This is a genomic window from Bacillus sp. J14TS2, assembly GCF_018333015.1.
In the GTDB taxonomy this organism is placed as follows: Bacteria; Bacillota; Bacilli; order Bacillales; family Bacillaceae_C; genus Lederbergia.
The window spans coordinates 184620-206133 of the sequence record NZ_BORE01000008.1 but is presented as its reverse complement, the minus strand read 5'-3'; the positions used below and the strand labels follow the sequence as shown (position 1 = coordinate 206133).

12 protein-coding genes and 2 pseudogenes are annotated in these 21514 nt (G+C 35.4%); 12 read left to right on the top strand and 2 right to left on the bottom strand.

The genetic code is table 11. The features are described 5' to 3' along the window. The first annotated feature begins 465 nt into the window (after positions 1-465). From KI375_RS14125 to KI375_RS14070, 12 genes and pseudogenes are all read left to right on the top strand, one after another. Positions 466-3558: a DEAD/DEAH box helicase gene (locus KI375_RS14125; RefSeq protein WP_212974117.1), complete on the top strand. Its 3093-nt coding sequence runs from the start codon at positions 466-468 to the stop codon at positions 3556-3558. A gap of 49 nt (positions 3559-3607) precedes the next feature. Continuing rightward, positions 3608-3721, top strand: a pseudogene (locus KI375_RS27970) (23S rRNA (pseudouridine(1915)-N(3))-methyltransferase RlmH); the annotation flags it as partial. A gap of 26 nt (positions 3722-3747) precedes the next feature. Beyond that, positions 3748-4977 carry a hypothetical protein gene (locus KI375_RS14115; protein ID WP_212974116.1) on the top strand — a complete coding sequence of 410 codons (1230 nt, stop codon included), beginning with the start codon at positions 3748-3750 and terminating at the stop codon, positions 4975-4977. 470 nt (positions 4978-5447) lie between these two features. Beyond that, positions 5448-7382, top strand: coding sequence for a DUF2075 domain-containing protein (locus tag KI375_RS14110; protein ID WP_212974115.1), 1935 nt, complete (start codon positions 5448-5450; stop codon positions 7380-7382). A gap of 337 nt (positions 7383-7719) precedes the next feature. Then, positions 7720-7845: a M48 metallopeptidase family protein gene (locus tag KI375_RS27965; RefSeq protein ID WP_374706847.1), complete on the top strand. Its 126-nt coding sequence runs from the start codon at positions 7720-7722 to the stop codon at positions 7843-7845. Between the two features lie 136 nt (positions 7846-7981). Continuing rightward, a pseudogene (locus tag KI375_RS14100) lies at positions 7982-9910 on the top strand (MrcB family domain-containing protein); the annotation flags it as partial. Beyond that, positions 9882-12353: a restriction endonuclease-like protein gene (locus tag KI375_RS14095; protein ID WP_212974112.1), complete on the top strand. Its 2472-nt coding sequence runs from the start codon at positions 9882-9884 to the stop codon at positions 12351-12353. The pseudogene KI375_RS14100 and the gene KI375_RS14095, both read left to right, overlap by 29 nt. Before the next feature lie 1289 nt (positions 12354-13642). Beyond that, positions 13643-14887, top strand: a complete 1245-nt coding sequence (locus KI375_RS14090) for an SEFIR domain-containing protein (RefSeq protein WP_212974111.1) — start codon at positions 13643-13645, stop codon at positions 14885-14887. A 929-nt stretch (positions 14888-15816) separates the two neighbouring features. Further along, on the top strand, positions 15817-17445 hold the full coding sequence (locus tag KI375_RS14085; RefSeq protein WP_212974110.1) for a type 2 periplasmic-binding domain-containing protein: 1629 nt from the start codon (positions 15817-15819) through the stop codon (positions 17443-17445). 155 nt (positions 17446-17600) lie between these two features. Then, positions 17601-18503: an ABC transporter permease gene (locus KI375_RS14080; protein ID WP_212974198.1), complete on the top strand. Its 903-nt coding sequence runs from the start codon at positions 17601-17603 to the stop codon at positions 18501-18503. Positions 18504-18514: 11 nt separating this feature from the next. Next, positions 18515-19408 (top strand): carbohydrate ABC transporter permease, encoded by an 894-nt coding sequence (locus KI375_RS14075; protein ID WP_212974109.1) that lies wholly within the window; start codon positions 18515-18517, stop codon positions 19406-19408. 21 nt (positions 19409-19429) lie between these two features. Then, positions 19430-20197, top strand: coding sequence for a Cof-type HAD-IIB family hydrolase (locus tag KI375_RS14070; RefSeq protein ID WP_212974108.1), 768 nt, complete (start codon positions 19430-19432; stop codon positions 20195-20197). A 527-nt stretch (positions 20198-20724) separates the two neighbouring features. Here the strand turns inward: KI375_RS14070 and KI375_RS14065 are convergent. Together KI375_RS14065 and KI375_RS14060 are read right to left on the bottom strand one after the other, a co-directional pair. Beyond that, complete coding sequence (locus KI375_RS14065; protein ID WP_212974107.1) at positions 20725-21066, bottom strand: DUF1801 domain-containing protein; 342 nt, start codon at positions 21064-21066, stop codon at positions 20725-20727. Positions 21067-21117: 51 nt separating this feature from the next. After that, positions 21118-21513, bottom strand: coding sequence for a VOC family protein (locus KI375_RS14060; RefSeq protein WP_212974106.1), 396 nt, complete (start codon positions 21511-21513; stop codon positions 21118-21120). Between the last annotated feature and the right edge of the window lies 1 nt (position 21514).

Below are 21514 nucleotides of genomic sequence, written 5' to 3'. Positions count from 1 at the left end.
AATAGGCCATGTTGTCTAGAAAAGGAATAGGAAATAAGTCTCTTTTTTGATACACTAGGAGGGTGAAGGCGGATAAAATAATAATCCTTATTTGAAAATTTTTTGCGTGGTGTTTTTGTCTTTGCCCCATATGGCTGGATCTTCAGCTTAAGTTGCCTTATAGCAACTTAAAGGGCAAGACTTAAGTTGAAGTCTTAAACAGTGTACATAAGATTGATGAATTTATTAGAGACGATAATGCAAATGCTGAGAGTAATAAACGTGAATCCATTAGTGATTACCTGAGTTATTTATAAGAAGTGGTTTTTAGAGATGTTAATTGTATTTGGAGAGATTATTGGCTAGCTGTATTTGTCGCCAAAAAGACTGTATACAATCATTTGCTATGAACTATATAGATAATGTGCTAACACATTTTTATACATGGACATCATTACTAGGCAATAAAAGAATAGGTGGGAGAATATGAATGAAAGGAAAGATATTTTAGATGCTTGGATTACGATAGAGCAACTATCCGAAGGTTCTATTAATAAAAAAGATAAATCGCTTAGGCCTTTACATACAGTAGAGGAGGATTGGAATACGTTTTTTTCAGACTTTTTAACAATACAAAAAGAACAACAAGATGTATCAGATACGTTCTTTAAGAAGTCGGGGTTAGTATTATATTTTGATATTTTTAATTTTCAAGAGGTTGTTGATATATTGAGGAAGAAATACAAGATTGCTAAAACCTACGAAGAAGTTAGTAACTCTGACAAATTTACCTTCACTTTATATTTTGATAACCAGTTAAATTTTATAGCGGACAAATTGTTCTATACGATGAGCGGTTATATCCGCCAACATGGTGATTTACCGAAAGACTTTTTAAAAGTTGAAAACTCATTTAGAGAAGATTTGAACAGGAAGTTTGATGAGGATTTTAATACTACAATTTCTGAACTTTTCCAACAGTATAATGCCTCCACAGAAAACTTCCGCTACGCATTTGTGAAAAACTTGGATAATGGAGATGTAAATTTACATTCGTTCTTTATTGAAGATCTGAACAAAGCAAAGACAATCACGAATAAGAATTTGGATCGATATTTTAATGGGTTTTCTGGAGATAGGCAAAATCTAGATAGCAAAAAGGAATCCATCCATTTTAATCCACATACTTTCGAAACAATGATTTTACAGCCTAAATTTTATCCTCTGGGGCGGTTCCCAAGTAATCCGGATTTTGCCCTTTCATTTATGCAGCAGGTTGCGGTAAATCTAGCTTTAAATGATGAAAATGATATTCGTAGTGTCAATGGTCCGCCAGGAACCGGGAAAACCACATTGTTAAAAGACATTTTTGCTGATTTAATCGTACAACAGGCAGCGGAAATTTCCCAGCTTGCTGATAAAAGAATTCAAGGTGGTCTAGTTTATTGGCGAAATGCGAAACTAGGTGTTTTACCACATTCCATTGCAGATAAGAATATTATTGTAGCAAGTTCAAACAATGGAGCAGTCCAAAACATTGTTAAGGAGTTACCAAAGAAAGAGGAGATTGCTGACGATTTTCAAAGGCAATTAGAGGAATCGAATTATTTTAAAGATGTTGCTAATTCTAAATTAACTGGTGAAGGCTTTGGAAAGGATCGTGAGATTAAAAGTGAGCTTTTGAAAGAGGAAAATTGGGGGACATTCTCGTTGGAGGGTGGAGCATCCACAAACATTAACAAGTTACTTTTAAACATTGAAGTAATGGAAAAAGATTTAGAAGAAAATTATCAAGCAAATACAGATGTATATCAAGAATTTTCACGACTCTATGATGAATTAAAAACCGAAAGAGGAAAAATTCAGGAATATAGCAAAAAAATGTATGATCTTAAGAAATTAAAAACCAAGCATCAGGAGCAATTTATTGCCTTTCAACAAGAAGAAAAGAGGAAACGAGCAAATTTGATTTCACAGGAAGAAGAAGCGAAGCATGAACTGGAAAGGCTGAGACAAGAAAGTGTAAATCTGCAAAAAGATTTATTGAATGCTTCCACTGAAATTGAAAATTTAACGAATGTACAAACTCAAGCTGAAAGGAATTATGAGGTAGTTACCTCACAGAAGCCAAGTTTTTTATGGTACAAGAAAATACTTAATAAACCAAAGGTTGAGCAGTATTTTAAAAATCTCAATGATGCGAACGATCATTTAAACCATCTTTCCAAACAGAAGACTAAATTGTTGCATGACCGCAGGCAACTCGAAAATGGATTAAAGGGAAATGTTGTAAAAAGTGAATATGCTCAAAAACAAATTCAGGACACAAAAGCTGACTTCGATCGATGGATGACTACCCAACAAAATGATCTAAAAAAATTGGAACAGGAAATTGCGTTATTGGAAGAACTCAAACTTCAAAGCGGCATAAAAGAACTCGATTTTTCATTATCATATGATGAACTTCAAAAGTCTAATCCATGGTTTACCAAGCAGTTCCGTATTTTACAATCTGAGTTATTTATTTCAGCTTTAAAAGTTAGAAAGCAATTCCTGTATGAAAACAGAAAGAGTTTGAGAGCGGCAAGGATGATTTGGAATAAACAGTCTGAATACATTGGAAAAGAGAATGGGCATCAGTTAATTTCAGAATCATGGCAATGGTTGAATTTCACTATCCCTGTTGTCAGTACTACTTTTGCTAGTTTTGGTAGAATGTTTAAAAATCTTAATGAAAATTCAATCGGTAATTTATTCATAGATGAGGCTGGTCAGGCACTGCCACAAGCTAGTGTTGGCGCAATTTTTAGAAGTAAAAAGGTTATGGTTGTTGGGGATCCATCACAAATAAAACCAGTAATGACGTTAGATTCAAATGTTCTGACCTTGATTGGAAGACATTACAAAGTTGATGAAAAATTTGTCTCTGCTGATGCATCTACTCAAACAATTGTGGATGCCACAAGTCAGTATGGTTTCCAAAAAAATGAGGATGAATGGATTGGGATACCACTGTGGGTACATAGACGTTCCAACTATCCAATGTTTACAATTTCAAATGAAATCTCGTATGATGGGCTGATGGTACAAGGTAAACCAGAGGATAAATCACAAGGAATATCGCAATGGTATGATTCAACAGGAAAAGCAAATGACAAATTTGTTAAAGAACAAGCTGAGTTACTGAAAAGTCTAATTGAAAAACGCTTGCAAGAAGATCCAGATTTAGCGGAAGAAATCTATGTTATATCCCCATTTAGAAATGTGGCTTATAAACTTGCACAAGTTTTAGATAAAATTAACTTCACAAAACGAGAAGTTGGGAAAGCAACAAATATTGGAACTGTCCATACTTTTCAAGGGAAAGAAGCAAAAATTGTCTATTTTGTTCTTGGAGCCGACTCTAATAGCAGCGGGGCAGCAAGATGGGCTGTTTCTGATCCAAACATGATGAATGTTGCAGCTACACGGGCTAAGGAAGAATTTTATGTGATTGGCGATAAGAAATTATATGCCTCACTTGGAAGTGAAGTCGCCAATAAGACGATTTCGATTATTGATGACTATAATAATAGATAAGCAAATGTAAATATAATGTACCAGACAGCCTCGCGATTTCGGTAGTTATATCACCGCTAGCAAGCCGAAAGAGAAGTAGTTAAAGCCGGGTATTCAAGAATATCTTAAACGGCTAAGTGCCTATGCCAAAGTGGAAGTGGCAGATGCAAAGGTGTCGGAAAAATCAATTGAATAGGTGGGGGATTTAAATTGGAGTATGTTTGGGTAGAAAAGAATAAAAATATTAAAAGTATAGTGAATAAGGAGATGAAGATACATATAAATTGGAGTAAAAAACCTGACGAAGACTATACAAGGCTATCTAAGCAGTATATGAACGCAGGCTATATTATTTTAAAAGAAATTGTAGAAGGCCCACACAATAATATCAAATATGACATGTGGTTTTTACCTAGTATATATATGATGCGGCAAGCTATAGAATTATTAATTAAGTCAGGGATAGCTATTAATGGGGCCACTAAGAGCGAGCTACAGAGGATATTTATTGCTGCAAAACATAATGTTAAGGAGTTGTACAAGACCTATAAAGATAGCTATGGTGTTGAAGAACTAAATGAAGCTGAACAAACATGGTTAGAGGAATATTTGGATAGTATTGAATTAATAGATTCTAGTTCAGACCTTTTTAGATACCCATTTAAAGATGACTTCATGCAACAGTATGGCGATAAGGCATTAGATGTAATTCATATGGGTAATCGACTTATATATTGCTTTAGCACCTTGAATAAAATGATTAATGGTGAATGGTTTAATGAAGTCAAATTAAATGTTGAAGAAGATCCGCATTTTTTACAAGTGGCGGTCACAGGCGTCAATAATTGCTATTTAAGTGATTCACTATGGAGTGATGAATTTCGTAAGCAGATTAAAGGCTATAGTGAGGCTGCAACATTTTTGTTTGAAAATTTTAAGGAATCAGGAGATGAAGCGTTATTTTATCCGATAGTTTTCTTAATGAGAAATGCTATTGAGATAGGATTAAAAAGACTCCTTCATATGCAGATGGACCAAGGGATTGATTTGCATATCGTTAGAAGTAAAAGGAATTCACACTTGTTATATAAAGACCTATGGAATTCAATCAAACCGATGTTAGTTCATTACTCCAAAGAAGATAATCAAAAAGAAGAAACACTTGAACTAGCTGAGAACTATATTAGGTCTTTAGATTGTATAGATAAGCATGGAGATATATTTAGGTATCCATGTACATACAGCAATGAGTATAAGTTCAATGATGAAGAAATTGATGTAGCTAACTTTTACAGCTATTTATTAGGAATCTTCCACTTTATTGACAGTTGTGAAGCGTGGTTAGATAATATTAAAAACTATGAAATGGAAGTGAAAAATGAGAACGAAGCTGAAATGCGAAGTGAATGGGTATCAGAGATGAGAACTTATATGGAATAAGGATATTAATAATGTACATGCTAAAGGCATATTCAAAACATGAGAGCAAGCTCCTGTATCAGAATTTGTACATGTTAATGGTCAGACAGCTGATCGGGCATATTGAATCGGTTCTGAAGAACTATAGGGATGTCAGTTTACGAGCCACAACAGATAAATACTATTTTCATTTTAATTAATTCAAAAAGTGGTAGTATTTCATAATGATTATTTAAATTATAACTAAAAAATTAATTTAAAATAGCTCCATTAAACTGGAGGGGGTGCAAAAGTTTTGTTGCACAAACAATCAGGTATTGAAAGGAAATAAGGGAGATATGCAAGAAATATGAGGGGAAATATAGTACAATTGAACTGTATACTTAAAAACTACTAAATTGTTTCTTATGAATTCGAGAGATGTGAAGAGAACATTTCTTACTTAGATTGTATATTAGAAAATAGTGTATCAAAGTTAGTGAGGGTAAAACATGATCGTTTATGAAGCAAGCAAACAGGAATTTTTAAAGCACGTTGATCATGATCAAATCGTAGCACATATATTAAAAGAGTTTAATTTGAAGTTAGGGCGTACAAGTGAATCAGAGATTCGTTCCTGGGATAACTCGATGCTACATATGTATCGTGTGTTAAACGACCCTTCTATTCCGGATGATGCAGGAGTAGCTATTGAGTATAGGATCCCGAATACTTCAAAACGAGTAGATTTTCTAATTTCAGGTCATGATGGTGATCAAGACTCTGTCATTATAGTTGAGCTTAAACAATGGTCAGAAGTTAAAAAGGTAGAGGGGAAGGAGGCTATTGTAAAAACCTTTCTTAACGGCGGGCTACGAGAGCTTGCCCATCCTTCTTATCAAGCGTGGTCCTATGCAGCTTTGATTGAGGATTATAATGAGAATGTACAAGAGCAATTGATTCAATTAAAGCCATGTGCTTATTTACATAATTATAAAAAAGCAGAAGAAGACCCTCTAACAGACAAGTATTATGACTATTATTTAGATCTGGCTCCCGTATATGCTAAGGGCGATGTTGAGAAACTAAGGGCATTTATTAAGAAATATATTAAATATGGCGATAGTAAAGATATTATCTACCAAATTGATCAAGGAAGAATCAGGCCTTCAAAATCATTACAAGATTCCTTAGTGAGCATGTTAAAGGGAAATCAGGAATTTGTAATGATTGACGAACAAAAGGTAATTTATGAAACGGCTTTACAGTTAGCAAAAAGAGCAATTAAAACAGAGACCAAGCAAGTGATGATTATAGAGGGAGGTCCAGGGACCGGAAAATCAGTACTAGCTATTAATCTACTTGTCGCTCTTACGAATCATTCATTAACTTGTCAATACGTTACAAAGAATTCTGCACCAAGAAATGTATATTCCACCAAATTAAAAGGTGATTTTAGAAAAACACGTATCGATAATTTATTTAAAGGATCTGGCAGCTATACGGAATCAAACCTAAATGAGTTGGATGTTTTAATTGTTGATGAAGCACATCGTCTGAATAAAAAATCAGGTATGTTTCAAAACTTAGGCGAGAATCAAATCAAAGAAGTTATCCATGCGTCTAACATGTCCATTTTCTTTATCGATGAGAACCAGCGTGTAACGTTAAAAGACGTTGGTAGTGTGGAAGTGATTAGGAACTTTGCCGAAGAATATGATGCCGAAATTACATCGGGACAATTAGCTTCTCAATTTAGATGTGATGGTTCAGATGGTTATATAGCATGGTTAGATGATGTATTGCAAATTAGGGAAACAGCCAACGCCAATGATATGGGATTAGATTATGATTTCCAAGTGTTCTCTAGTCCTCATGAAATGAAGCAACAAATTGAATTGAAAAATGAGAAAAGTAACAAGTCAAGAATTGTAGCCGGTTATTGTTGGGAATGGCCCAAGAAAAATCGTACAAAGTCTGGTTATCACGATATAAAGATAGAAGAACATAACTTTGGAATGAGTTGGAACCTAGATAATACATCTACGTGGGCAATTGACAATGAATCGATTCATGAAGCCGGCTGCATTCATACTTGCCAAGGACTAGAATTTGATTACGTCGGGGTAATAATAGGCGACGATTTACGATATGAAAATGGAAAAGTCGTTACAGACTATTCTAAAAGGGCAAAATCTGATCAATCTTTGAGAGGCATTAAAAAGATGATGAAGGAAAATCCTGTGGAAGCTCAAGAAATAGCCGATAGTATTATACGTAATACATATAGGACTTTGATGACCAGGGGACAAAAGGGTTGTTATATTTATTGTACAGATAAAGGGATGGAAGAATACATTAGGAATAGGTTGAAACGTGAAGAGCTATATAGCAGTAAAACGGACAGTGCTATGCAGGTAGCTGAAGAGCAGACTAATTATAAATAATAAGGCTATCTTGAGGGATAATTATGAGATACTCTTTCTTATAGATCGATTAAGTTTGATTTTCTAAACTTCAGCTTCTAGCAAAATAATATTGGTGTTTTCTTAATTATTAGTCGGTGCACGATCAATTTCCTAAATTGTATTACCCTATATGCGCGACTGATCTCTTGTTTTTTTGTATAGAATATCCATGATACTCCTGCATGAATTTTAATCACTTATCCGGCTTTTATTTGCTTGCAGTAATCGGCTTAATATAGGGTAGTAATCTGTATAGTATTATAATAGAGGTTTACAAGAGTGTACTAAACTATTCAGAATAGTTCCAGTAACTAGTATGTTGGGGTTTGGCGTTAATCGAAAAAACGCTGTATCTCTTAATACTGAACTGGCTGCAGCCTCAAAGCATTGCATTGACTATGTTATTTTGCATGAACTGATTCATTTAAATATAACGCCATAGCGATAACTTCGACAGCATCTGTATAAGCTGCCCTGACTAGGAGAGATAAAAAAGGCCATACTTGATGAAGAGATTTTCCAAGAACTTTAACTACATGAATTCACAACCAGATAAGAAGAAAATCCAATTTCTAATATCCAAGGTGGAGAAGAAAAAAACTCTTGAAGCAATAGGAATGCTAATTGTTCGGAATTCTCGCGGTACTAACCTGATGGTAGAGTCCGTTGCCAAAGAGAGAGTTCATAATATATTAATGTGGTTAGAGAGTTCTAAGTTAATTGATGAAGACTGGAGGCCAATGGATCGCTATTTAAATCTGAAAAATGGGGTAGAGGCCATGAATAGTAATTTAAGAGAGATGTTACTGAAAATTATGAGTGGATATTTATTTGCTAAAACTGAGGGATTTGCTGGTCATCAATTAGGTACATTTGTAAGAAATGAAGTACCGAAGGAAATAGACCAAGTTATTTCTAAACAAGTAGAGAATTACCTTGTAAGCGGTTCTGTTGGCCAGGGGAATTGGGCAACTGTTCCGTGGATTGCAATTATGAATAAGATGATTACAACTTCTACTCAGAGAGGGTATTATATCGTTTATTTGTTTAGTGAAGATATGAAAAAGCTTTACTTGACCCTTGCGCAAGGTGTGACAGAAACAAGTAGAGATGAAATGATGCAAGTTAAAAGAGAAATACGTGAGAATATTAAAATGAGTGATCGCATTAAAAAGGACGATCACATTGAATTAGGCATGGGGTCAAAGGCAAAGCAGTATGCCTTATCAACGGCTGCATATATCCTATATACTTTTTCTGAAATGCCTTCAGAGGAAACTTTAGTAAAGGATCTAAAAGAAATGATTCAAGTATATGAGGATTATATACAGTATAGAAATAAAAAGTCATCCAATCATTATAATAGTGATATTAATTCCTCACAGATAGTTAGGGAAGAAAAAGCACATTTTGCCGACTTTAAATCGCTTATTGCGCATATACACTCTTATATTAGAAGTAAAGGGTTTTACTATGAGAGAGAAGAAGTGATGAATTTATTCCTCTCTTTAAAAACAAAGCCGTTTGTCATTCTCTCAGGAATATCTGGAACAGGGAAAACCAAGATGGTGCAGTGGTTCGCAGAGAGCTTAGGTGCAACTGAGAAAAATGGGCAGTTTGCATTAATTCCTATTCGACCTGATTGGAATGACGGATCAGATTTACTTGGTTATGTAGACATAAAGGGAGATTTTAAACCAGGCCCCCTAACAGCCGTAATTAGAAAAGCTGAGCAAAATCCTTCTTTGCCTTACTTTGTCTTATTAGATGAAATGAACTTGGCTCGTGTTGAATATTATTTTAGCGATATATTAAGTGTTATGGAAAGTCGAAAATGGCAAGGTAGTGAAATGGTTTCTAGCTTATTACTATCGGAAGAAATAGCAGGAGAAGCAGTCACTTTACCGAATAACTTATTTATTATAGGAACAGTTAATATGGATGAAACCACGCATCCATTTAGTAAGAAGGTTTTGGATAGAGCGAATACAATCGAATTTAATCGGGTGGAATTAAATAATTTAGCATTTTTGCAAGAGACTGATGAAATTTTACCTATTCCAGTGCAATACAATCAGCTTGCCACTCGTTATTTACACTTAAAAGATTTATATCAAACGGAACCATTATTAATCGAAAAAGTTACGAAAGAACTCGAAAAAATTAATCATACGCTTCAACGAACTAATGCACATATTGGCTATCGAGTTAGAGATGAAATTTGCTTTTATATGGCTTATAACGAAGGGGGCGAATTAATGTCTTTTAATCAAGCGCTCGATCATTGTATTATTCAAAAAATATTACCAAGAATTGCTGGAAGTGATTCACGTGTGGAGCAGGTATTAAAAGATTTATATCAATTATTTACTAACAAGGAATATTTAGAGGAGCAAGGTTTCAATACTAGTACGGAGAGTTCTATCTATCCTAATAGTGCTTATAAGGTTGATGAGATGCTTAGGGGGTTGAGAGAAGATGGCTTTACATCCTTCTGGATCTCGTGAGGAGGTTACTTTAGTCCAGATTGAGACAAGTGACTTTTCTCTTGTTATCAAAGGTAAACCCTATCATCAGCGATATGAAGGTCTACAGCAATACCGGAAAATGGATTTTCATGATATCATGCAGTTTTCTGTTCACGGAGTTGATATAGTAAGTGTATTCGTGTTTGATATAGAGCTAGGAAATTTAGTTGAAAATGTAAACATAAAGCCTATCTTTTTTGAAAATGGGATTTATCAAGTAATTGTAATACCTAAAACAAATACGAATTTAACTTTTTATCATGAGCATCCGCTACTAAGGCAAGCTATAAGTCGTGTTGACCTTCCCGATAATTATATGCTTATGGGGGCGCTTCAATTTCAGAATGAGGTGGGATTCACTTCCTTTGAAATTCACTCAGAACAACAGAAGCTACTAGAAGTAACATTAGAAATTTTTCCAACAAAACTTGATTACAAAAATGATTATAAGAAACTATTAGAAGAAGTGAACGAGGAGATCTACAACCTCGCTTATCACTTCATTCGTAAAACCTATCTTGGTGCATCGATTAAATTAGATAGTAATTCCCATCCTTCGAAGGCAGAATTTTATCGACTTATTAGTAAACATTTTGTACATTTCATACAAGCAACTGATAGAATTGAACAGCAACCTCACCATAACCTTCAAAAGACCTATCAGCGAGCTAGGGGAGACCAATTAAGTCAGCTGGACTCTAGGAGTAGAAAGTTTTTACAGAAAACTCCCCATTTATTTGTTGAGGTGCAAAAAGGAATTGATATAGGTAATAGAAGGGTAATGCCACTTGTAGGTTTAGACATAAAAAAGGAAGTAACTTATGATACTCTAGAAAACCGTTACATCAAATGGATGATAGAACGGCTTATACATAAATTAAATGATTTGAAAAATACACTTTTAATAAAGCAAAACCGTTGGGATGCTGATGTTGATCAGCATCTTATAGAAACTCTTAGCAGAATGGAAAACCAATTAAAAGGTAAGTTAAAACGCCACTTTTGGAGGAATATACGAAAATTAGATCGATCGGTAATGAGTCTCGTTTTGCAAATGGCTCCGGGGTATCGAGATGCCTTTAAAATTTTCCTAACAGTTTCCAAGGGACTAACGTTACAAGGGGAATTTTATCAAATGTCTGTAAAAGATGTCGCAACCCTTTATGAATATTGGACATTCTTAAAAATAGGGCGAATTTTAGATAAGAAATATGAGCTTATTAGCCAAGATATTATCAAAATAAACCGAGAAGGTCTATTCGTTAACTTGCAAACAAACCAATCTGCAAATCGAATATATTGCCATCCGATTACTGGTGAAAAAATTGTATTAACTTATCAATATTATAAGGGGGATCTGCCTACCATTCCGCAAAAACCGGATACTATGCTAAGTATTTCAAAAAAGGGCAAAGACTATAGCTTTAATTATGTTTTTGATGCAAAGTATCGAATTGATTATGCTTTAGAGGGAAGTTTCTACCATTCCAGATACAGAAGTCCAGGTCCGATAGAAGAAGATATTAATACAATGCATCGCTATAGGGATTCAATTGTAGCATCTTTTGATGGTCCATATGAACGGACAGCCTTTGGAGCTTATATCCTCTTTCCCTGGTTTGAAGAGGATATTTATCGAGAGCATCACTTTTATAAAAGCATTGACAAGGTTAATATAGGAGGCCTGCCATTTCTCCCCAATACTACAACCTTAGTAGAGCAATTTATTGAAAGGCTAATTGATATGAGTCCCGAGGAGATTCAAAAGGAAGGGGTTCTTCCTAGAGGTATAGTAGCTGAATGGAAAAGTGATTTGGAAGAAAAGGTGATTATTGGGTTAGTCTCGACAAATGATGACTATATAAGATTCGAGCAAGAGCGTGTATTTGAGATGCCTGCAACGAATTTAAAAAAGGGTTGGCAAGAGGGGAAATATATAACGTTATATGTCAAAGAAGGCGTTAGCGACAAAAATGGAATTTCTATGTACGGACAAATAGAAAATGTCTCTTATATTAGTAATGGAGAAAAAATAAAATTTGATGTTAACCATTGGATACCGCTTGGAAATTTGATTAGGCCAGTTAACTATGGTGTGGCTGGAATGGCACTTACCACGTTAAGTGCTTTAAAGGAAGCTAAGGAATTGCCAGAGTTGTTTATGAAATCTTCTAATGAAGTCGTTCTATGGAGGATGCTTAGAAGGGTGTCGGACAAAATTCATTTGCAACTAGACAACTCACTATTAGACAATGCACGGAAAATTGAAGAGTACAAAGTTAAAGACATAACTTTAAAGATCAATCAAAGCACCGAAAGGGTTACTTTTACTAAGTATGGAAAAGAAGATTCGATAGAACTTGCATTTTTGAAGAAACAGCCCTTTATGGTTTTTAAGAAACTCTTGCGGTTTTTGGATTAATAACAATTCTTTTGTACCAGGTGTATGCATAGTTCAGAATAATGTTCTATTACCAGGTAGAATTAATAAAAAATATTTTGTATTTGGTTGGGTATTTATGTTGGCGAATTTAAGAAATTTCTATAGGTTAACAGAGCTTGCAAAAGTTAAAATAAGACCGTACTATTCCTATTACTGTATTTCTCGGGCCCAGTTTTCCCTTTTTCAAGCGGCGGCCATTTCCTTGTAGTTATTGGAGTATTAATTATAGTTACCTTATATTTGATAGTTTCACCTACTATAGCAAGTGTTGACAAGACTATCCATTTGGCTACATCATCTCAATTTAGTTATTGCTTTTTTCATTTCTAGTATTATTCATCCTTGATCTTTTTAATAATAGTAAAATTTTGAGTTATGCGGTATTCATAGATTTGTTTTCCTATGGTTTTATTAGTAGCTTTGTGATAGTGAATTTTTAAAATATAAGTATATATTTTTTTCTGAAAAAGATATTCCCTTATGAAAGAAAATATGAAGAGAAACAGGAGTTTAATGTAAGTATAAGAAAACTATCAGCATATATTGACCTTGTTAAACAAAGTATATTTCAATTTTGCTTTAATAAATGCAGCAATCTACATTTTCTCCTTGGTGTTTTTTGACATACTCTTTATTAGACATATACCTATTAGTATCGGTGTTTTTCCAAGAGTGGGCAAACTTTTCTAACTCAATCGACGTTATATCTTTGCTAACAACATTTTATTCTGTAACTATACCAGTACAAAATATCCTGTAAGGTTAATGTCACAATGCCCTTATGTCCTTATATTATACCATTTTATATTAAAGTCGAAAGCTATTTTTCAAGTGAATGCTGTTAAATCAATGTTTATTAGCAAAAAAAGATATAAAAACATGTCACAATTCACTTGTTTTAGTGGAAACAATTGGATTCAAATCCCTTGAAGTTATACTCATTTTTCAATCTATAAAAGATAGTGGCAGCTATATGTTTTATTTATTCCATCGTTTAAGGTCTTCAATCCATTGGTCAATGTTTGGTAATACACGCTTAGTCTCTTCCAAACACTCTTTATCACTTTCTATCCTAGGAGTGATTGATAAAATTGGAAATCAGTGGCTCATTTTTAGATTATCAAATACAGATATTATCTCAGCCTATCAAAAGTTTACTATTGAAAGTTTTAATAAAGGCTACAAAAAGGTAAGACCGAATGTCTGTCAAGAGGATTCTATGAATACTATGGTAAAATCTAGTTAAAAGGGCAAAAGGGGTTGGGTAATTGGAATACGAAGAAATAGCACCTAAAGTATTTATATCATATAGTTGGTCATCAGAAGATCATAAACAATGGGTTCTTGAATTAGCAGAAAAATTAGTAGAGAAGTCCGGTTTAGACATCATTCTTGATAGGTGGCATGGAGTTGTAGGGCATGATCGCTTTCAATTTATGGAGGAAAGCATTAAAATGGCAGATAAAGTATTGGTTATCTGTGATAAAACTTATTGTGAAAAAGCGAATGAGAGACATGGTGGAGTTGGGACTGAAACTTTAATTATTACACCTGATATATATAAATATACAAAACAAGAAAAATTCATTCCTATCTCTTTAGAAGAGGTTAATGGTGAATATCTTTTACCTGATTTCTTTAAAAGCAGGTTTTCCTTAAGTATGAAACTAGGGGATTTAGAAAAATCATATAAGGAGTTAGAGAGGATAATTTGGGAAGAGCCTCTGTTAACCCCTCCAACAAAAGGGAAGAAACCGGACTTTAAAGAAAAAAGAGGGGATGAATCTATTATATCTAAGGAACCAATATTTAACGACTTTGATGAAGAAAGAGTGATTTGGTTACTTCCTAGAGGTTTCTTATTATATACGCAAATTACATATGAAAGTCATGAATCATGGGCTGTAGTCGTATCATATTATGATTATGAAGGAGAATGGGGGCATAGTACCCACTATCATGAGTCATATTCAAAAGATTGGGAGAGAAATCTAAAAATACAATACAGAAAACTATCAATACCTGAAGCGGATTGGGATTGGACAAGAGTACCATTAAACTTTTTAATGAGACTAAGAGAAGTAACTGAGAAAGTAGATATACAAAAGTGGGTTGAAAATGAGCAGAAGTGCGATTACCCTGTTTATTACTTTGACCGAGGTGAACCTATATATCTACCTAAAGTCCCGCTTATTTATCAGTTTTATCATGATACGGGAAATTTAAGAGAAATACTCGAAGATTTAAGAGACGAAAAATCTAACATTAGACTAACTAAGGATGAACTTATTGAGAAAGCCATTACTTATCGGCAAAGTGCATTTTTAGAAAGTCTCGCATATTTAGGGGAAGACCATCCATCATTGCCCTTTATAAAGGAAGTTATTGATGACTTTACTAAATTCTACACTTCAGAAGAGGTTTTATCTTGGTTTAGTAAACTTAGGAGTGTCTTGGGAAATACACTTAATCATGAATTGGATGTTTGGGATAAAAAAATCAGAGAGCGGTAGTCTAATTTTCTAAAATTTATTGTTAGCCGAACTAAAATCGCTCCTATATTACTTTCACCTTTTTACATTTAGAGTGTGGACATCTTAGTGAGATAATCAATAAAAATGGCATTTGTAAGAACATACTTGCCAATGCCTTTTTGCCCCTTAAATAACCACGGTGAACCGTGTGGAACCCTGTAACGGGAACTACTTACGATGAAAAACCTAAATAAAAAATAGCCGGACTACTACTGTTTTTTTATTCCTCCATTCCTCATCCGTCAAATAATAATTTTTCTAATAGCTGTAATATTCAATGCCCTGGAAATTTTCCTCAACCGTTGAGAGTTTATATTTTTCCGTTTTTGGTTGGATATTTCTTTAGTACGGCACGTCTTATACTTGTTATGCGTGAGAGTTCCCTCAAAAACAAGTTTTATATGCTTATGGCAAACTTTTTTATCAATGGTACTTTAACACGTACCACCTTTGCGGTGGCTATATGATAAATTTCATATAGTCACCAAATGAAGGTGAATTATGAAAAAGGAGTGATAGTAAATAAGAACTACCAATAAGGGGCTATTTCAACTATCATTTCAGTGCTTGTTTTATGTATAAGAAAAGTATTTACAAAGGAGAGGGGGGACAACGAGAGTTTAGCCAAAACATAAGAGATTTGTGGCAGCAATTTATTATATCGCACCAAGAAAGAGGAAAGGAAATATTTCATTCTCTATTTTTATTTTCCTAAATATGAGTAAAACTATGTGTTAAGTTGTATTTCTGTTTAAACGAAGGAGATCAAGGTGATTTTTAATTTTGAGAATATAAGCTGACTGATTATGTAATCGGATACAGTAGGATTTGCTAGCAAGTGGATACAAGGATGAGGAAATACTCAGCAATAATCATGCATTGTTATACAAATATATGGGGGTTAAATGATGAGGTTCAAAAAAATACAAGTTATCACTATTTTATTAGCTGTTTTGTTGTTTCTATCTGCATGTAATAAACAAAAAGCGGAAGTGGAAGGAAGTGAGGTAGAAGATCTATCCCTAGACATTCTAACGGAATCAGGGCTGCCCATTGTGGAGGAACCGATTACGTTAAACATGTTTGTAAAGAGAAGAGCGGCTGCGGCAGAGGATTGGAATGATGTGTTGGTATTTAATAAGTATGAAGAGTTAAGCAATATTGACGTTAAATGGGAAATGACGCCCCAAGATGGCTTGGAGGAAAAGCGGAATTTGCTATTATCTTCAGGTGGAAAATTACCTGATGCTCTTCATTCTGCTGAAATTCCTAATATCGATATTCTCAAATATGGAGAGCAAGGGACATTCATTCGTTTGAACGATTTAATCGAAGAACATGCGCCTAATCTAACAAAATTATTTGAAGAGAATCCAGAGATTAAAAAGGGGCTTACTTTTCCAGATGGTAATATCTACTCGTTTCCGTTAATAGCATCCGAAGATTTTACTTCCTATCGTATAGGGGCTCGGCCGTGGTTCAAGCGGGATTGGCTGGAGGTTTTAGATATGGATGTTCCAGAAACCTTGGATGAATTTTACCAGTATTTAAAAGTTGTTAAAGAGACGGATTTACTCGGAGACGGTTCAAATCGGGAAATACCCTTTGGAGCAAATAGTATGGATCATCTAGTCAATTGGTTAAAGGGATCGTTTGGTTTGGGGAATCGTGGGACCGCTCATCCCTATATTGATATGGACCCCGAGGAAGAAAAATTAAGATTCATTCCTACTTCACCAGAGTATAAGGAAATGCTTGAGTATATAAACAAGCTATATAGTGAAAATTTAATTGAACAAAATATTTTTACCATTGAACATAATAACTATCTGGCTAACGGATCCGAGGGCTTGTATGGCACTACCATTTACTGGAGCACCGAAAGCGCATTTGGAGTTGGAGAAGATGACTATGACAGTGGCATTGCCTTAGAAGGGCCCGATGGTGATCAACTCTATTCCAATGTATATCCCACACTATCTGGAATTCAAGGTTTTGTCATCACGAAGGATAATCAATATCCAGCCGCAACGGTTAGATGGATTGATCACTTTTTTAGCGATGAAGGGGCAAAGCTATATTATTTAGGGGTGGAAGGCGAAACCTATGAGCAAACTGCTGATGGTGAGTACACATTTTTGGATGAAATCACCAATAACCCAGACGGGTTGACGCTATCCCAAGCTATTTCAAAATACTTAACATATCCAAATGGTGGGGCACCTGGCATTATTATAGAGGAATTTTACCAAGGAACCGAGACGTTACCAGCACTTGTAGAAGCGGCTGATAAAAATGAACCATTCTTGATTCAAGAAACATGGCCAGCCTTTACGTTTACAAGTGAAGAGAGTAAAAAGATGGCCTCTCTAACAGTCGATATTGAAAAATATGTAGAGGAAATGAGAGACAAGTTTATTTCCGGGAATGTATCATTTTCAGAATGGGATAAATATGTTAAAACCATCGAGAATATGAGATTGAGCGAATACATGGAAACACAGGAGGAAGCCTACAAACGATTTAAAAATAGTTGAATCATGACTTCCTTACTAGTCCATCATTCTACCAATATAAAACTATACGGATAACCCCCCGTTGTCCGTATAGGATCGATTTAGGAGGTCATAGCGTGCAGACAAAACAAGCTAGTTCAATCGAGTCGTCGACGGCGATTCCGGCTCCAAAGCGTATGCTAAGTGTGAAAAGGAGATTTTTAAAAAGCTGGCAACTATATCTTTTATTATTACCAGCCATTCTTTATTTTACAATCTTTCATTATATTCCGATGTATGGTGTGCAAATAGCCTTTAAAGATTATATTGCTACACTGGGCATTACTGGAAGCCCATGGATTGGTTTTGACCATTTTACACGTTTCTATCATTCGTATTATTTTTGGCGAATACTAAAAAATACATTTGCGATTAGTTTCTATCAATTAGCCTTGTTTCCATTACCGATTATATTTGCTCTCTCTTTAAACGAGCTTAAAAACGGCGCATTTAAAAAATGGACACAAACCTTAACATATGCACCACATTTTATTTCAGTCGTTGTTGTCGTTGGCATGCTGATTGCCTTTTTGGATCCGATTAGTGGGCTCGCAAACAATGTCATTACCAAATTTGGGGGAGAGGCCATTCCATTTTTGACTAGTCCCGGTTGGTTTAGACATATCTATGTGTGGTCGGGAGAATGGCAATCATTAGGATGGGGGACGATTATTTACTTGGCTGCATTAGCGGGAGTGAATCCAGAGTTGCATGAATCCGCCAGTATAGATGGAGCAACGAGAATACAAAGAATCTTATATGTTAATATTCCCTCGATCCTGCCGTCAATCGTTGTATTGTTTATTTTGAATATCGGTAAGTTCATGTCAATTGGCTTCGAGAAAGTGCTACTGATGCAGAACTCGCTAAACTCAGAGACATCCGACATTATTCAAACATTTGTCTATGAAACAGGCATTATTGGTGGAGAATATGATTTTTCTGCCGCGATTGGATTATTTGATTCTGTGATCAATATCATTTTATTGGTGACAGTGAACTATTTAGCTAAAAAAACAAGTGAAAATAGCTTGTGGTAAGAGGTGACATAATGGCTACCAGAGGTCTATCTGATAACACATTTGATCTATTAAATAAAATTTTCGTCCTGATCGTTACCATCATCATTATTTATCCCTTAGTTTTCGCAATCAGTGCGTCTATAAGTGATCCATCTGCGGTCAGTACAGGGAAAATGTGGTTATGGCCAGTCGATATCACGTTTAAAGGCTTTAAAGTGATTTTTGAAAACGATGCCATCTGGCTTGGATATCGAAATACAATTCTATATACATTACTAGGCACACTATTGCATCTGGTTATATTGCTTCCTTGTGCGTATGCATTATCCAGAAAGGAAGTGATGGGGAAAAAGTTAATCCTCTGGTTTGTTCTATTTACAATGTTATTTAATGGTGGCTTAATCCCTACTTACTTAGTGGTAAAATCACTCGGAATGGTGGACACGATCTGGGCCATTGTCGTACCAGGGGTAGTGGGTGCATGGTCGATTCTAGTTGCTAGAACCTTCTTTGAGCAAAATGTTCCAGATCAACTCGTTGAGGCATCTAGAATGGATGGGGCATCAGATTTATATACTTTTTTCAAAATTGTTCTGCCTTTATCTGCGCCTATCATTGCAGTTATGGCGCTATTCCATGGAGTAAGCCTGTGGAATCAATATTTTACAGCTTTAATCTACCTGACGGACACTAATTTATTTCCATTGCAACTAATATTGCGGGAAATATTAATTATCCATGAAATCGATACGGCTGCAGGAGGCGGAGCCGCACTAGGGGATTCTTTAGTCGAACAAGTGAAAACCGCAGCCCTTGTTAAATATGCAGTAATTATTGTGGCGGCATTACCTTTATTAATTGTCTATCCTTTTTTACAAAGATATTTTGTACAAGGCGTTTTGATTGGCTCGATCAAGGAGTAATGATGAAATAGGAGTTGGAACATGAGAAAAGCAGTATTTTTTGATATTGATGGAACATTAATTGGACGTGATAAGCGCCTTGCAGAATCAACCAAAAAGGCGATTACCGCTTTACAGAATAATGGCATCTTCACGGCCATCGCAACAGGTAGAGGCCCTAACACGATCCAACCTTTGTTAAAAGCGTTAAATATGACTTCATATGTCAGTTTCAACGGCCAATATGTTGTCTGTATGAACAAGATCATCTCTAAACATTATTTAGATTCTCAGTATTTAAAAAGCTTATCAAAAACAGTAGAAAAACATCATCACCAAATCATCTATCTGAATGAGGCGGTTTTAGAGATGGAGCAGCAAACCCAGGAGAACTTTACAGCTTGGAAAGAGGCACATATGATAAATAGTCCAAAAAGTTATTCGGATATCTATCAAGCGATTATATTTATAAAAGAGAATGAAGATCACTATCTGAAAGACTTTCATGATCATTACTCTTTTGTTAGATGGAGTGATCAAGCGCTGGATGTTATCCCTTCAGGCAGGTCTAAGGCAGAAGCGATAAAAGCCATGACTCGAAAGCTTAAGATCGACATGAGGGATGTCTATACCTTCGGCGATGGATTGAATGATATAGAAATGCTCCAACAAGCCGGTGTTGGCATTGCAATGGGCAATGCCCAGGACGAAGTTAAAAAACACGCTGATTTTGTGACTACTGATGTTGACGATAATGGAATTGTCCGTGGATTGCAGGAAGTGGGGCTGTTATCTGGTGAAATAAGGTAGAAATACATCTCAGCCATCCAGCGAGGGGCGGGTGTCTGGTATGATGAATGGGGGGCAGGTACAAAAACAACATGAGATTGTTTTTGTACCTGTCCCTTTGGACTATATAAAGCGGTGTAAAGAAGGCTTTTGATCTGCAATAATTACGCTATTTGTTTAATAAAAATTAAAATAACAGTGGAAGTGTTCGGAAACTCATGAATTAAGGAATTTTTTACGGTAGCTAAGAGGATGGTAATCTCCATACCTATATACTTCAACGAATGTGTTCCTGAATAACTAATATAATTTAAGTTAGATGGTATTGAACCGGTAAATTTGGTGCGTACTTATTGGGGGCCTGCCAACAAAACGCGCAAAACATACGCTAAGTAAATTTTGACATGGAAAAAGCGATTTTTCCTACGCTAAGGAATCACTGGCTTTATTTTATTGAAAAAGAGGGCGGAGTGAATCTAAGCTTGCTACTTTCTTCATGTCAAAGGTGTATTCCCAAAAAATTAATCATTCATAGAATTGATCTGAAATTAAAGCACTGATGAGGCTTGATTAACTAGTGAGACAAGCAGTTCTAGATCAATCGTATCCCCTTTACGAAGCTTCAGTGTCTTTCTTTCTGAAGGTCCATCGAACATGCATTCTGGAAGATCCAGTGTGACGGCATTAAAAATGGTAAAGCTGACTGCTGCTTTAGATGTCGAGATAACAGCTGCATATTTTCCATTTCTTAAAAAATGCGGCTTTTTGTATTGAATGCGTTCATGTACATCTGGTATGGCCTTGTGGACGGCCTCCCGCAGATTAGTGGCAAGTTCTACCTGCCAGGGTTCTTTTATTGCATCAATAAAATCGGTTACTTCCTGATTCATGTACATTCTCTCCTTTTTGTAAATAGTGAATTTTTTTGCATTTGGGTTAGTTTACGGTTTGGTAATCATCCACGTAACACCGAATTTATCGATAACTTCTCCATAGTTTGCGCCCCATGGTTGCAAAGCAAAGGGGTACTTGTTTTCTCCACACTCACCAAGCTTGTCGTAAGCCTCTCTAGCTTCAGACTCATTATCATAGGTTAAAGCAAGACTGATACTGCGGCTGTTGGATACCGATTCAAAGGAATCGGAGATCATTAGCATATTCTTTCCGGCAACCATCAAAGACAGATGCATAACTTTATCCTTCATCGCTTCTGGAGTTCCTGGTGCCTCACCGAATGTTTTAAGTGATAGTATTTCCCCACCGAGTGATTCTACGTAAAAATCCGCCTGGCTTCTTGCATCCTCTGACATTAGATACGAGTTTAATTGTGCTCCCATT